The 14,694-nt window shown below is 66.4% G+C and carries 13 protein-coding genes and 1 riboswitch; of the genes, 3 read left to right on the top strand and 10 right to left on the bottom strand.

Annotation, left to right across the window (positions count from 1 at the left end):
* Window positions 1–6 precede the first annotated feature (6 nt).
* Window positions 7–2,331, top strand: coding sequence for a serine/threonine-protein kinase (locus ACZ46K_RS12260; RefSeq protein WP_464748456.1), 2,325 nt, complete (start codon window positions 7–9; stop codon window positions 2,329–2,331).
* Window positions 2,332–2,338: 7 nt separating this feature from the next.
* On the opposite strand, the gene ACZ46K_RS12255 is transcribed toward ACZ46K_RS12260, so the two are convergent.
* From ACZ46K_RS12255 to ACZ46K_RS12235, 5 genes are all read right to left on the bottom strand, one after another.
* The gene (locus ACZ46K_RS12255; RefSeq protein ID WP_464749300.1) at window positions 2,339–3,529 is read right to left on the bottom strand and encodes an acetate kinase; all 1,191 of its coding nucleotides are present in this window, start codon (window positions 3,527–3,529) and stop codon (window positions 2,339–2,341) included.
* Window positions 3,530–3,543: 14 nt separating this feature from the next.
* Window positions 3,544–5,628 carry a phosphate acetyltransferase gene (pta, locus tag ACZ46K_RS12250; RefSeq protein WP_464748454.1) on the bottom strand — a complete coding sequence of 695 codons (2,085 nt, stop codon included), beginning with the start codon at window positions 5,626–5,628 and terminating at the stop codon, window positions 3,544–3,546.
* A 129-nt stretch (window positions 5,629–5,757) separates the two neighbouring features.
* Window positions 5,758–6,771 carry a glucose-6-phosphate dehydrogenase (coenzyme-F420) gene (gene fgd, locus ACZ46K_RS12245; protein ID WP_464748452.1) on the bottom strand — a complete coding sequence of 338 codons (1,014 nt, stop codon included), beginning with the start codon at window positions 6,769–6,771 and terminating at the stop codon, window positions 5,758–5,760.
* 80 nt (window positions 6,772–6,851) lie between these two features.
* Window positions 6,852–7,310 (bottom strand): RDD family protein, encoded by a 459-nt coding sequence (locus ACZ46K_RS12240; RefSeq protein ID WP_464748450.1) that lies wholly within the window; start codon window positions 7,308–7,310, stop codon window positions 6,852–6,854.
* A 2-nt stretch (window positions 7,311–7,312) separates the two neighbouring features.
* A complete protein-coding gene (locus ACZ46K_RS12235; protein WP_464748448.1) occupies window positions 7,313–8,002 on the bottom strand; it encodes a hypothetical protein in 690 nt (229 codons plus the stop codon).
* A gap of 105 nt (window positions 8,003–8,107) precedes the next feature.
* On the opposite strand from ACZ46K_RS12235, the gene ACZ46K_RS12230 reads away from it, so the two are divergent.
* Together ACZ46K_RS12230 and ACZ46K_RS12225 are read left to right on the top strand one after the other, a co-directional pair.
* On the top strand, window positions 8,108–8,881 hold the full coding sequence (locus tag ACZ46K_RS12230; protein ID WP_054807519.1) for a sulfite exporter TauE/SafE family protein: 774 nt from the start codon (window positions 8,108–8,110) through the stop codon (window positions 8,879–8,881).
* A gap of 71 nt (window positions 8,882–8,952) precedes the next feature.
* Window positions 8,953–9,711 (top strand): HAD-IIA family hydrolase, encoded by a 759-nt coding sequence (locus tag ACZ46K_RS12225; RefSeq protein WP_054807522.1) that lies wholly within the window; start codon window positions 8,953–8,955, stop codon window positions 9,709–9,711.
* Window positions 9,712–9,777: 66 nt separating this feature from the next.
* On the opposite strand, the gene ACZ46K_RS12220 is transcribed toward ACZ46K_RS12225, so the two are convergent.
* From ACZ46K_RS12220 to ACZ46K_RS12200, 5 genes are all read right to left on the bottom strand, one after another.
* On the bottom strand, window positions 9,778–10,023 hold the full coding sequence (locus ACZ46K_RS12220; protein ID WP_054807518.1) for a WhiB family transcriptional regulator: 246 nt from the start codon (window positions 10,021–10,023) through the stop codon (window positions 9,778–9,780).
* 376 nt (window positions 10,024–10,399) lie between these two features.
* Window positions 10,400–11,734, bottom strand: coding sequence for a bifunctional adenosylcobinamide kinase/adenosylcobinamide-phosphate guanylyltransferase (gene cobU / locus ACZ46K_RS12215; protein ID WP_464748446.1), 1,335 nt, complete (start codon window positions 11,732–11,734; stop codon window positions 10,400–10,402).
* Window positions 11,734–12,519: an ABC transporter ATP-binding protein gene (locus ACZ46K_RS12210; RefSeq protein WP_464748444.1), complete on the bottom strand. Its 786-nt coding sequence runs from the start codon at window positions 12,517–12,519 to the stop codon at window positions 11,734–11,736. The genes cobU and ACZ46K_RS12210 overlap by 1 nt, the downstream gene beginning before the upstream one ends.
* Window positions 12,516–13,478 carry a FecCD family ABC transporter permease gene (locus ACZ46K_RS12205; RefSeq protein ID WP_464749299.1) on the bottom strand — a complete coding sequence of 321 codons (963 nt, stop codon included), beginning with the start codon at window positions 13,476–13,478 and terminating at the stop codon, window positions 12,516–12,518. The genes ACZ46K_RS12210 and ACZ46K_RS12205 overlap by 4 nt, the downstream gene beginning before the upstream one ends.
* Before the next feature lie 59 nt (window positions 13,479–13,537).
* Window positions 13,538–14,464, bottom strand: coding sequence for an ABC transporter substrate-binding protein (locus ACZ46K_RS12200; protein ID WP_464748442.1), 927 nt, complete (start codon window positions 14,462–14,464; stop codon window positions 13,538–13,540).
* An 80-nt stretch (window positions 14,465–14,544) separates the two neighbouring features.
* A riboswitch (cobalamin riboswitch) is annotated at window positions 14,545–14,691 on the bottom strand.
* Window positions 14,692–14,694 lie beyond the last annotated feature (3 nt).

Here is a 14,694-nt window from a genome sequence, read left to right as displayed (position 1 = left end):
GTGACAATGTCCGGCACCGAACCACCAGATGCCCCCGAAGAACCCGACTCCGGCCCCGTGACCCAGCCCGCCGCCCCGGCAACCGAACGCAGTGCGACGGCGGCCCCGGCCCCCGGAAGTGCGACGCGAGCGACGCAACGATCACCACTGCCCGATTCGGCACCGCACGCGAGCACTCCGTCGCAACGGTCGTCGACTCGGCGTTCGCGCTCGCGCGGACACCTCCGGCGGCGGGTCGCGGATCTGGTCGATGTGCCCGTCCCCTCGCCCGTTGATCCTGCGTCGGCGATATTGCGCAATCCCCATGTGGCCGAGGGGAAACGATTCTGCTGGAAGTGCGGTACTCCGGTGGGCCGCAGCACCCCGAAGGGCCCGGGTTCCACGTCCGGGCACTGCCCGAAATGTGGGTCGCGGTTCGAGTTCACGCCCGCATTGCAGCCGGGTTCGCTGGTCGCGGGTCAATACGAGGTGCAAGGCTGCATCGCACACGGCGGGCTCGGCTGGATCTTCCTCGCAATCGACCGGAATGTCAGCGACCGGTGGGTCGTTCTCAAAGGACTTCTGCACAGCGGTGACGCGGAGGCTCAGGCAGTGGCGGTCGCGGAGAAGCAGTTCCTCGCCGAGGTGAGCCATCCGAGCATCGTCCGGATCTACAATTTCGTCGAACACCCGCAGCCGGACGGCACCCCGATGGGGTACATCGTCATGGAGTATGTGGGCGGTAACTCGCTCCGCGAGGTGCTCGGTACGTATCCCGACAAGCGGATGCCCGTCGAGCAGGCCATCGGCTATCTCCTCGAGACACTGCCCGCGCTCGGCTACCTGCACGAGATCGGGTTGGTCTACAACGACCTCAAACCCGAGAACATCATGGTCACCGACGAGCAACTCAAGCTCATCGATCTCGGTGCCGTCGCGGGAATCGAGGACTACGGGTACCTGTACGGCACGCCCGGCTACCAGGCACCCGAGATCGTACGGACGGGGCCGACGGTGGCCAGCGACATCTACACGGTCGGGCGCACCCTCGCGGTACTGACCCTCGACATGCCCTCCGACAAAGGACGCTATCTGGACGGACTGCCCACACCCGTCGAGGCACCGCTTCTCGCGGAACACGACTCGTTCCACCGGCTGTTGCTGCGCGCCACCGATCCCGATCCGGATCAGCGTTTCGCGTCGGCCGACGAGCTCGCAGGTCAGCTGACGGGGGTCCTCAGGGAGATCCTGTCGCAGAAGACCAGCAGCGAACACCCCGGTCTGTCGCGCATGTTCAGTCCTCCGCGCACCACTTTCGGGACCGACGAGGCGGTCGCGCAGACCGATGTGTATGCCGACGGGGTCGAGCGGAACCCCACGATCGAATCACGTGATGTTGCTGCGGCACTTCCTGTTCCGCTGATCGATCCGAACGATCCGAGTGCGGCGCTGCTCGCCGCCGCGGTGCACAGTGAACCGCAACAGACCCTCGACTCGCTGCGGCACGCCCGCGAGAGCGGCATCGAGCGTGTCGTCGGGACCGCAGGTGTGGCCTTCTCCCGCGAGCTCACCCTCGCCGAGACACGCGCCTACCTCGATCTCGGGGAAGCCGAACACGCCGTCGAGATCCTCCAACGTCTGGAGAACGACATCGGTGCCGACTGGCGCATCGACTGGTACGCGGGACTCGCGTCGGTGCTCCTGGAGGATTTCGAGGTTGCATTCGGGAGATTCGAGAAGGTCCTCGTGGCGTTGCCGGGTGAGCTGGCACCCAAGCTGGCCCTGGCCGCCACTTCCGAGCTGATCCTTCAACATTGGGAGAGCGACGATCCGTCGGCGTGGCGACGATTCTGCGAGGAGTCCTATCGCACGGTGTGGCGTACCGACCACAACATCGTCAGTGCCGCATTCGGTTTGGCGCGTCAACTCACCGCGCACGGAAATCTCACCTCGGCTGTGGAGATCCTCGACCAGGTGCCGGCCACGTCGCGTCATCACAGCGCGGCGAACATGACGAGCACGCTGATCCTATTGCGCGACAGCGACATCGAGTCGATCACCGAATCCGACCTCCGCGAGGCCGCGCGGCGGGTGTCTGCACTACCGCCGGACGAGGGGCGCGCCCTCCAGATGGAGGCGCTCGTACTCAGCACCGCGCTCGAGTGGGTGCGCGCCGGCAACAGATCCCGGCACGAACACACCCGCTTCCTGGATGTGCCGTTCACCGAGCGGGGGTTGCGGCGAGGCACCGAGGCCGCATTGCGTCAGCTTGCAAGGCAGGCACCGGCCCGCATGCATCGCTACACACTCGTCGACCTCGCCAACGCCATCCGCCCGCGGAGCCTGCTCTAGCGGACCGCTAGGCGAATGCTACGGCGGCCCGCGCGATGGCGAGCTCCTCGTTGGTGGGTATCACGAGCACCTCGACTTGTGAGTCATCTGCCGAGATGCGGCGATCGCCGCCACCGGATGCCTCGTTGCGTTCCGGGTCGACGACGATTCCGAGTCGCTCGAGCCCCGCGAGGCTGTCGCGGCGGACGTCGATGTTGTTCTCCCCCACTCCACCGGTGAACACGATGGTGTCGATTCCGCCGAGGATCGCGAGATAGGCACCGATGTACTTCTTCAGACGGTGCACGTACACATCGTAGGCGAGCTTTGCGTCGGCGTCGCCGTCGGCGATCAGCCCGAGGAGCGCACGGAAGTCGTTGACGCCCGACAGACCTTTCAATCCGGAACTGCGGTTGAGGACGCGGTCGATCTCGTCGACGTTCATCCCCGCGGCACGGTTGAGGTGCATCAGGACACCGGGGTCGATGTCGCCGCTGCGCGTGCCCATCACGAGTCCTTCGAGGGGCGTCAGGCCCATCGATGTGTCGAGCGGGCGGCCACCGGCGATCGCGGACGCCGACGCACCGTTCCCGAGGTGCAGCACCACCTGATTCAGCTCACCGTATCGGCGGCCGAGGAACTCGGCGGCACGGTTCGAGACGTATTCGTGGGAGGTTCCGTGGAATCCGTATCGGCGAACTCCGTTCTCCCGCGCGATGTCCCGGTCGATCGCATAGGTCGCTGCCGCGGCAGGCAGCGAGTGGAAGAACGCGGTGTCGAACACGCCCACGTGAGGTACGTCGGGCAGCTCTTCGCGGGCCACCTCCATACCGACGACGTTCGCGGGGTTGTGCAGGGGTGCGAGCACGGACAGGTCGGAGACGGCCTGCACCACCGAGTCGTCGATGAGTGTCGGTTCGTAGAACCGGTCTCCGCCGTGGACGAGTCGGTGCCCGACAGCGACGATCCCGACCTCTTCGAGCGGGCGGCCGAGTCCTTCGAGCATCTCGAGAACCTTGCGCAGACCGAACCGGTGATCGGGAATCTCGCCGAGGTGTTCGTCGGTTCCCGTCGTGTGGTGGAAGATGATGCGCCCGTCGGGTTCACCGATCCGTTCGATGAGCCCGTATGCCGGCGCCTCCGCTGTCTCGGGGTCGATGAGCTGGAATTTGATCGACGACGAGCCGGAGTTGAGCACGAGGACGGTGCCGGCTGTCAGCGGGTTCGGAGCACTCACTGGGCATCTCCCTGGGCTTGGATTGCGGTGATCGCGACGGTGTTGACGATGTCCTGGATGAGCGCACCGCGCGACAGGTCGTTGACGGGCTTGTTCAGACCCTGGAGCACGGGGCCGACAGCGACCGCGCCTGCGCTGCGCTGCACCGCCTTATAGGTGTTGTTGCCGGTGTTCAGGTCGGGGAAGATGAAGACGGTCGCCTTCCCCGCCACCGCGGATTCGGGAAGTTTCGTGCTGGCCACCGACGGTTCGATCGCAGCGTCGTACTGGATCGGCCCTTCCACCGGCAGGTCCGGTCGCCGTTCCCGCACGAGAGCAGTTGCGGTGCGAACCTTGTCGACGTCGGCACCCGAGCCGGATTCGCCGGTCGAGTACGAGAGCATTGCGATGCGCGGTTCGATACCGAATCGCGCCGCGGTGGTTGCCGACGAGATCGCGATGTCGGCGAGCTGGTCGGCGGTGGGGTCGGGCACCACGGCGCAGTCGCCGTAGGCGAGTACGCGATCCGACAGGCACATCAGGAAGATGCTCGACACCGTCGATACGCCCGGTTCGGTCTTGATGATCTCGAAGGAGGGCCGGATCGTGTGCGCGGTGGTGTGGGCAGCACCGGACACCATGCCGTCCGCGACCCCGAGATGAACCATCATCGTGGCGAAGTACGATATGTCGCCCATGATTTCTCGGGCTCGTTCGACGGTCATACCTTTGTGGGCCCGCAGCCGCGTGTACTCCTCGGCGAACGTGTCGATGTGCGTGGACGTGCGCGGATCGTCGATGTTCGCCGCCGAGATGTCGATGCCGAGCTCGGCGGCGCGCTGGCGAACCACCGCCTCGTCACCGAGGATGGTCAGGTCGGCGATGCGTCGCTGCAGGACCCGCCCTGCGGCACGCAGAACCCTGTCGTCGCCACCCTCGGGCAGCACGATGTGACGTCGCTGTTCGCGTGCCCGGTCGATGAGCTGATATTCGAACATCTGAGGGGTCGTCACCGAGGGACGCGGCAAGCGCAGACGCTCGAGCAGTTCCGAGGCGTCCACATGCTGCTCCATCAGGGCGAGCGCGGTCTCGATCTTGCGCTGCGCCGACAGCGCCATGCGTCCTCGTGTGCGGTCGGCCGCCGACGCTGTATCGAAGGTACCCAGCGCGGTGGTAAGGATCGGGAGGCTCGGCCTGAGACCCGCGACGAGTTGCGCGATGGCCGGGTGGGGCAGCAGCCCACCGTTCATGATGATGCCCGCGAGAGTCGGGAATCCCTCTGCCGCATTGGCATTGACGAGTGCGAGGATGACGTCGGTCCGGTCTGCCGGTACGATCACCACCACGCCTTCGGTGAGGCGTTCGAGGATGTGCTCGGCTGTCATGCCGCCGACCATGATGCGCAGCACCTCGCGTTGCAGCAGGTCCGAGTCGCCACTGTAGAGCTCACCATCGATGGCGATCTGCAGCTCACCCATCGTCGGGGCCATCAGAATCGGGGTCTCGGGTAGCGCCCACACGGTTTCGGTGCGGCCGGCGAGCGCCGCAGTGACGTCGTCGAGGCGGTCCGGGTCGCAGCGGTTGACGACGGTTCCGGCGAGGTGGGCGTGGTGCGCCGACAGTTCGTGCGCGCACACCGCGGTGACCTGGGCTATCTCGTCGGGGGTACGCCCCGAACCGCGCAGGACGAGCAGGACGGGTGCGTCGAGGTTCGCGGCGATCCGCGCGTTGTACGACAGCTCGCTGGGATTCGCTATCTCGGTGTAGTCGCTGCCGACGATGACCACCGCATCGCAACGGTCGGCGACCGCATGGTACTTGCTCACGATGTCGCTGAGCGCGGCCTCGGGATCGGTATGAACATCGTCGTAGGTGACGCCGATGCAGTCGTCGTAGTCGAGGTCGACGGTGGTGTATTCGAGGAGAAGTTCGAGAATGTAGTCCGTGTCGCTGTCGGTGCGGGCGATGGGCCGGAACACCCCGACGCGGGCCGTGGAGGCGCACAACATCTGCAGTACACCCAGCGCAACGGCCGATTTTCCGGTATCACCCTCGGGGGCCGCGATGTAGATGCTCGACACTGACCCTGCGCTGGCGCTCATGGATCTCACCCTAGTGCGGGCCGCACGGATGCGCGGAGTGCGGGCCGCACGGATGCGCGGAGTGCGGGCCGCACGGATGCGCGGAGTGCGGGCCGCACGGATGCGCGGTGCGGCCCGCATGATCCGAATTCAGGCCAGTGCGCGCAGCCGCGGAGCCAGATCCCGCTCGAACAACTCCAAAAACCGCCTCTGATCATGACCCGGCGCATGAAACACCAAATGATTCAACCCCGCATCCACATACGCCTTCACCTGCTCCACCGCCACATCCGGATCCGACGCCACAATCCACCGCTTCGCCACCTGCTCGATCGGCAACGCATCCGCCGCCGCCTCCATCTCCACCGGATCCTCGATACTGTGCTTCTGCTCCGCCGACAACGACAACGGCGCCCAGAACCGCGTATTCTCGAGCGCCAGTTCCGGATCCGTGTCATACGAAATCTTGATCTCGATCATCCTGTCGATCCCCGACACATCACGCCCGGCCTTCCCCGCACCCTCGGCCACCGCAGGCAACAACTTGTCCGTATACAACTCCATACCCTTACCCGAAGTACAGATGAACCCATCCCCCGCCCGACCCGCATACCGCGCCACCACCGGACCACCCGCCGCCACATACACCGGAATCCCACCCTCGGGCACGTCATAGATCGACGCCCCCACCGTCCGATAGAACTCCCCCTCGAAATCGACACGCTCCCCGGTCCACAACTCCCGCATCAACCGCACCGACTCCCGCAGACGCGCAAACCGCTCCTTGAACTCCGGCCACGCATCGCTGTACCCCGTAGCGATCTCGTTGAGCGCCTCACCGGTCCCCACCCCCAACATCACCCGCCCCGGATACAGACACCCCATCGTCGCGAACGCCTGCGCGATCACCGCCGGGTTGTACCGAAACGTCGGCGTGAGCACCGAGGTCCCCAACTGTAACCGCTCCGTGCGCTCCCCCACCGCCGTCATCCACGCCAACGAGAACGGGGCATGACCACCGTTGTGCCGCCACGGCTGGAAATGATCCGACACCGTCGCCGAATCCATCCCGTGCGCCTCGGCGAGCACCCCGAGTTCCACCAGTTCACGCGGCCCGAACTGTTCCGCTGATGCCTTGTAACCCAACTTGAGTGCCTGTGCCACCGAACGTCTCCTACCTTCGTCTGCAGTTGCGTCGAGTATGCCCACCGCAGTATGCCCACACCGAGCCGACAGCGGAGGTCTCACAGATCTGGGGTGCCGGTCGTGGCGGGGTCCCAGTCGTAGACGACCACGGTTCGCAGCACGATGTCCTGCAGCGACCGCCTGTTTCTCTGGACTATTGCGACGAGAAGTCCGACCGGGACGAACACACAGAACGCCGCGCGCAGCACGGCACGCAGCCAGCCCAGGAGACGACCGTTGCGGCCGATCACCCGTAGTCCCAGAACGATCGCACCGATTGTCCGGCCAGTAGTCGCCCAGCACGCGGCCAGGTACACCACTGATATCGACGTGAAGACGCTCACCGACATGAGTACCTGCACATCGGGAAACGAAAAATCCTGCGGCGAGAACAACAGCCGCACGAACACCCACGACATGTACAGCCCACCCATTGCCACGAGGACGACGCCGAGGTCCAGTGCCGCCGCGAGTCCTCGGGTGACGATGCCGGCGGGTCGGTGCTGCACACCAGGCACGTTCACGCTTCCGCTACCGCGTTGTTCTCGGGGTGCCGGCGCAGCACCCGGCCGACGAATCCGGCGACGGCGTCGTCCGCGCGCATCCCCTGACTGCGCACGCCGTTCACCGCTTCCGTGGACATCGTGCCCGTGGATTCTCGGATGATCGCGGGCAGATCGACGCCGTCGATGACTGTGTCGGCCAGGCCGACGAGATCGACTCTGCGGATCACCGCGTCGACATCGACGCGCTGGACGACCGCGTCGACATCGACGCGCTGGACGACAGCGTCGACATCGACGCGCGCGAGGATCGGCGCGAGTTCGAGCCGCGCGGCGATACCGTCGATGTCGACCTTCCCCACTATCTTCTCCACGTCGACACGGTCGATAATGCGCTCGACGTCGATTCCCTCGGCGATCGCATCGAGGTCGACGTGGTCTCGCACGACAGCCGTGATGTCCACTTCGAGTAGAGCGGCGGTCACGACTTTCCGGATGACGACGCGCAGCACCTGATCGGTCATGTCGTCAGCGGCGCGGAGGGCCTCAGCGCCGCGCGCTTCGAGGCTGTCCAGTGCCGGGCCCACACCGGGAACTCGGCGGGCAAGTCTTTCGGTCAGGCTCGCTGCACGACCGACTGTGTCTACCAGTACGGCAGCCACACCTACGCCCAGGTGTGCGAGGTCCGGATTCTTGTCGACGTTCATGTCCACATCATCCGTCGTCGAAGGGGAGAATGGTTATGCGTACCTCGAATTCCGCGCGCACAACCGCCCCCTCGACACATTCGGGCGATCCGTAGACTCCCCTCGGTGACTCCGCTCGAACTGTTCCTCATCGCCCTCGCCGGGGTCGGAGCCGGTGCGATCAATTCGCTCGTCGGCTCCGGCACCCTGATCACGTTTCCCACATTGATTGCGTTCGGCGTACCACCCGTGACCGCGACGATGTCGAACGCGATCGGCTTGATCGCCGGCGGAGTCTCCGGAACCTTGGGATACCGGAAGGAACTGCGGGGGCAGTGGCCACGTCTACGCTGGCAGATTCCCGCGTCGTTCGTCGGAGCCTTGGTGGGGGCATGGCTTCTCCTGCACCTGCCGGAGACCGTGTTCGAGACCGTGGTGCCGATACTGCTGATCTTTGCGCTGTTTCTGGTCGTGTTCCAGCCGAAGATCCAGAAATGGGTTCTCCAGCGCACAGGCGAGAACACCGACGGCAGCCTCGGCCCGGTGCGGACGACATTGCTGATCGTCGGCACTTTCGCGGTGGGCATCTACGGCGGCTACTTCACGGCCGCACAAGGCATTCTCCTGATGGGGCTGTTCGGCGCACTACTGACCGACCACATCCAGCGACAGAACGCGGCGAAGAACCTGCTGTCGTTGATCGTGAACGTCGTCGCCGCCGCGTCCTATGTTCTCGTCGCGTTCGATCGGATCAACTGGACCGTCGCCGCGCTCATCGCGGTGGGATCACTCATCGGCGGCTGGCTCGGGTCCCACTACGGTCGGCGCCTGTCACCAGTCGCACTGCGCTCGGTGATCGTCGTCGTCGGGCTGATCGGCCTGTATCGACTGCTCGCCTGACGTTCCGGTGAGAGACTGAGCGGGTGAGTTCGGACGATGACCCCGCCACCGCACCTGTCTGGAACTACCTCATGGACATGGACGGCGTCCTCGTACACGAGGACGCACTGATCCCCGGCGCCGACGCGCTCCTCGCGGAGCTCCGCGCACACGAGATTCCGTTCATGGTGCTCACCAACAATTCGATCCGCACCCCGCGCGACCTGAGGGCGCGGCTCCTGAGGACGGGCCTCGATGTACCCGAGGATTCCATCTGGACGTCGGCCCTGGCCACGGCAACATTCCTCGCGAATCAACGTCCCGGCGGAAGCGCCTATGTCGTCGGCGAATCAGGCCTGACGACGGCATTGCACGACATCGGTTATGTGCTGACCGACAGCGACCCGGACTACGTGGTGCTCGGCGAGACCCGAACGTACTCGTTCGAGGCGATCACCACCGCGATCCGGCTCGTCGAACGCGGTGCGCGGTTCATCGCGACGAACCCCGACCCGACGGGCCCGTCGCCCGAGGGGTCGCTGCCCGCGACCGGTTCGGTCGCTGCGCTGATCACCCGTGCCACCGGTCGCGACCCGTACTTCGTCGGTAAGCCCAACGCCCTGATGATGCGCTCGGCGCTGCGGGCGATCGGCGCGCACTCGGCACACACACTCATGATCGGCGATCGCATGGACACCGACATCGTCTGCGGCCTCGAAGCCGGGCTCCAGACGTTGCTCGTGCTCACCGGTATCAGCACTCATGCATCGGTGGAGCGGTATCCCTACCGCCCGACGCGAATCATCGATTCGGTCGCCGATCTGGTCGGACGCACCGGAAACCCGTTCTGACACGGTCACGAACGGGTGTCGGGGTCAAGCATTTTCACGCGGGCACCGCGCACCCGAACGGCAGCGTCAGCGAATGATCTTGCCGCGGCGGTACTCGTGGCCACCCCACACGCCGGACTGCTTGTCCTCGGAAGCGTAGGTGCGGCAGGCATCGAGGATCGGGCAGCGAGCGCACACGCGGGCTGCGTAGTCGAAGTCTTCGCTCGGGTCCGGGAACCACCGGTCGGGATGCGCGTCACCGCGGCATGCGGCGACGTCCCAGTCGGGAGCGTCGTAGGTGGGAGCAAGCAGGTCTGCCAAAGTCATGGTCATCGGTCTGTCTCCTTCCGGGCCGTCTCGGCACAGGTGTGTCCCACGCAGGCAGCGGGGACGTCATGTCCTTCTGGGATTGCACATTCTCGAAGAGTGAACGGCCCGGGGTATCACCGTGAGGCGATTGACAACCCGGGGCGCACACACCCCGGGAATCGGGGTGTCAGCAGCTGAATCCGGTTGGTCGACCGGACTTTTCGACTTCATGGTCGAGGAGTCGGATCATCGATCGCGATACATTCCACCGATATGGGCTGGTACGCATCCGAGTCCTCCTCTCCATGTTCTGCCCGCTGGCACCGAGGATCCAGTGTGCCACGATTCGAGGCCGGAAACTAGGAAATGTGGCCCACGTCCAATTTGTGCGCGTTGCGTGTCAGCGCAACGGCATCGGGATGCCCGCGACGACCAGCGTCACCGAATCCGACACGGACGCAACCGACGCGTTGAGTCGGCCGAGCAGATCACGGAACAACCGCCCGGAAGCGGTGGCCGGAACCACCCCGCTGCCCACCTCGTTGCTCACCGCGACCACGGGCACTCGGCACGCTTTCCACGCGTCGAGCAGGTCGTCGATGTCGGTGTCGACCGCGGCCGCATCGCCGCCGTTCCACACGTCGTGCAGATCGAGCCGCGCGGTCAACCATGTGCCGAGGCAGTCGATCAGCAGCGGCTCGGTCGCGGCGCGCAACACCTCGGCGACGTCGACGGTTTCGATCGTCGACCACCTGCCGGGCCGACGCTCGCGGTGCAGCGCGACACGGTGTGCCCATTCCTCGTCGCCTTCGCGGGTGCCACCGGTCGCGACGTACACCACCGACCCGTACGCCGCGGACAGTTCCTCCGCGTGACGCGACTTGCCCGAGCGGACCCCGCCGAGCACGAGAGTTCTGGACCCCGACGATCCGGATCCCATGTGTAGCACCTCCCCATCGGTTCCCAGGCGGGCACCGCAGTGCCGCACCCGTTCCCGAAGCTGTGCGATCGGCGGGTTGTGATGTCCCAGATGCACCGCGACGACATCGGTCGAGTCCACCACGGCGCCGCACCCGCGCAGAGCCTCGACGGTCTCCGCGAACTCGGGCAAACCCAGGTGGCCCGAAGACAGGTCGGAGCGGTCGCCGAACGTCTCCTCGAGGAACACTGCATCGAACGCGGCGTCACGCACCGCGTCGAACCAGGACGTGGGCAGCAGCCCGGTGTCGCAGGCCCACAGGATCCGCGACCCGTCGGGCCCGGTGACGTCGTACAGCACGGCATCTCCGTTGCGGAACACCCGGTGTTCCGCTGCCAGCACCCGCACCGTGTACTCACCGACGGGCAGTTCGTCGCCCGCCGCGACCGGCACGAACCGGACCGGATCGTCGGGCCCGACCCACGGCCGGCACACGTCGAGGGCGTCGGCCGGGCCGATCACCTCGAGGGCGTGCCCCGCGTCGACCCACGACCGGAACAGCAGAGCCTGCGGGCCCAGGTGATCCGGGTGCGCGTGGGTGAGCAGGATGTGGCGCACATCCGCGAGGGTCCGACCGAACCGCACCGCCGCGCGCGGCGCCTCCGGTCCGCAGTCGAGCATGAGCGTGTTGTCGACCAACGCTGCGGTCTGACCACGAATGTCGTTCCTGCGCGCCGCGTCCACGCACGACCCGCACCGGCAGAACGGGTTCGGCCACCCGTCTGCGGCACCGGTGCCCAGCAGCACAACCTCCATCAACACTCCTTCGGGTGGTCGCGCAGCGGTAGCACCGCCCGGCCCGCGGGTCGGTCGAGCACCTCGACCCGTGCGCCGTAGATGTCGGCGATGCGGTCGACGGTGAGCACCTCTTCGGGCACCCCGTCGGCGACGACGCGTCCTCGGTTCAGCAGAATCAGACGCTCACCGTATTGGCTCGCCGACGTGAGATCGTGCATTGCCGCGATCACCGTCAGCTCCCCTTCACGCCGCATCGAGTCGACGAGGTCGAGCACCTGCTGCTGATGCCCGATGTCCAGGGCGCTGGTCGGCTCGTCCAGCAGGAGGACATTCGGTTGCTGCGCGAGCGCCCGTGCCAGCACGACCCGTTGCAGTTCCCCACCCGACAGCGCGGTCGCGAGCCGCGACGCGAAGTCCTCGAGTTCGAGTCGCGTGATCACTCGCTCGACGATCTCGCGGTCGCGCGGGGTTTCGCTTCCGAAGCGGGGAATGTGCGGGGTGCGGCCGAGATGGATCAGCTCACGCACGGTGACGCCCTCGGGAACGATGGGTCGCTGCGGCATCAGTGCGACTGCGCGGGCGATAGCGCGACGCCCCGAGTGACGAGGCGTCACCCCCGCGACCTCGACGTCACCGAGCGCGGGGACCAGTCCGGCGAGCGCGTGCAGCAGTGTGGTCTTGCCCGAGCCGTTGGGGCCCACGAGCGACACCCATTCCCCTGCACCGACGACGAGGTCGACGTCGTGCAGTACCTGCACGCCGCCGCGCTCCGCGCACAGGCCGCGACACATGACGGCACTCATGCGACACCTCGGCTCCGGCGAAGCACGACGAGGAAGAACGGCGCGCCGATCGCCGCGGTCACGACACCGATCGGCAGTTCGGCCGGCGACATCACGGTGCGTGCCAGGACGTCGGCGAGAACGAGGAAGGCGGCGCCGGCCATCAGCGACAGCGGCAGCAGCAGTCGGTGCCCAGGACCGATCAGCAGCCGGACGGCATGGGGAATGACGATGCCGACGAATCCGATCAGGCCACTCGCCGAGACGACGGCAGCGGTGCCGAGCGTCGCGATGCACACGAGGATCAGTCGCACCCGGGCCGGGTCGATGCCCAGGCTCGAGGCTTCGACGTCGCCGACCGACATGACGTCGAGGGTGCGTCGGTGCAGCATGATCACGACGACGGAGACGAGGACGTACGGCAGCACCGTTCGCACGTCCGACCATCCGTCGGTGGACAGACGTCCGAGCATCCACGAATACACCTGGCGCAAGGTGTCGTCGTGGAGCTGCATGAAGAAGGTCTGGATGGCGTTGGCGAAGGCCGCGACCGCCACACCGGCGAGGATGATGATCACCTCGGTGCGGCTGCCCCCGACGGTGCGCCCGAGTGCGTAGGTCGCGCCCACCGCGAGCATTCCGCCCACGAACGCGGCGACAGGGACCCCTGCGAATCCGGCGGCTCCGCCCACGACGATGGCAATGGTTGCGCCGAGTCCGGCACCGCTCGAGACTCCGAGGAGATACGGGTCGGCGAGCGGATTACGGAAGACGCCCTGGTAGGCGGCGCCGGCGATCGCGAGCATCGCCCCTACGATCACGCCGAGCACCACGCGGGGCATGCGGATGTTCCACAGAATGGCCTGCTGCCGTGTGCTCAGACCCGAGTCGACGTCGATGAACGGAAGCGTGTCGAGAATGTCGAGCAACACGCCGCGGGGAGTGAGCCCGGCGGGACCCACGAGGATCCCGATGAGCATCGCTCCGAGAAGGACGATCACCGCGCCACCCAGCACGAGTGCGCGGCGGCGCGACGCGATCACGGTGCAGGCTGACCCGCGGGGACGGCGATGACGATGGCGGCGAGTTCACGTACGAGGTCGACGACACGCGGACCCCACCGGCTCGCGATGTCCTCGTCGAGGACGTGGACCTGCCCGTCGCGGACAGCGGTGAGCTCCGCCCAGCCGGCGCGTTCGGCGACGGTTTCGGGTGTGACACCACAGCACTGCGAGTCTGCGAGGAAGATCAGGTCGGGGTTCTGTTCGACGATGAACTCGGCCGACAGCTGCGGGTATCCGTCACCTCCGGTCGCGATGGAGGTCAGGCCCAGCATCGCGTAGATCTCGCCGAGGTAGGTGTCGTCGGTGACGCTGTAGTACGTGTTGTCGAGTTCGTGGTAGTAGCGCAGCGGGGTCTCACGCTGGGGCACCGAGCCTACGATCTCACCGATCTCGGTCTGCATCTGCGCGACGAGTTCGGCCGCATCACCGATGTGGCCGGTCGCGGCACCGACCTGCTCGAGCTGGGCGTAGGTGTCGTCGAGGGTGGCGGCGGCAGGGAGGATCAGGGTGTCGACACCGGCGCTCTCGAGTCCCGCGACGAGGTCGCCGTTGTCGGCGGTGGCGAGGACGAGATCGGGTTCGTAGCCGAGGATGGCCTCGACGTTGGGGTTGTAGCCCGACAGATCGGTGACGGGGACGCCTTCCGGGTAGTCCGACTGGTCGTCGACGGCGATCACCTGGTCTCCCGCACCGACGGCGTAGAGCATTTCGGTGGTGGTCGGGCTCAGCGACACGATGGCCTGCGGAGTACCGGAGACAGCAGGCGCGGTGCCCTCGGACGACACTGTCGTGGTGCCCTCGGACGACGAGGCGTCGTCACTGCTACTGCAGCCGGCGATCACCAACGCAAACGCAGCGATGCCTGCGGTGAGAAACCTGCGGGAAGTGGTGGGCACAGCCATCCTCCGTGGCTCGGAGGACGAAAACAGCACGGCTGCAACAAACAGTTGCGGCACGATACCGTCCTTCGTCCGAGGACCAGTACGTGCCCGCTGCGCCGGCCGACCTGGCTCGCCCGGCCGATCACCGGGCTCACAGTTGCGGGACAGCGCCGGATTCTCACCGGCTTCACCGAAACGCTGCGGGTGCCCTACCCGACTGGCAGGGCACCCGCAGCGTATCCCACGGTGTT

The organism is Rhodococcus sp. JCM 9793 (genome assembly GCF_055380405.1).
Note: the sequence above shows the minus strand (reverse complement) of the source record. Positions and strands in the feature narration are given on the sequence as shown.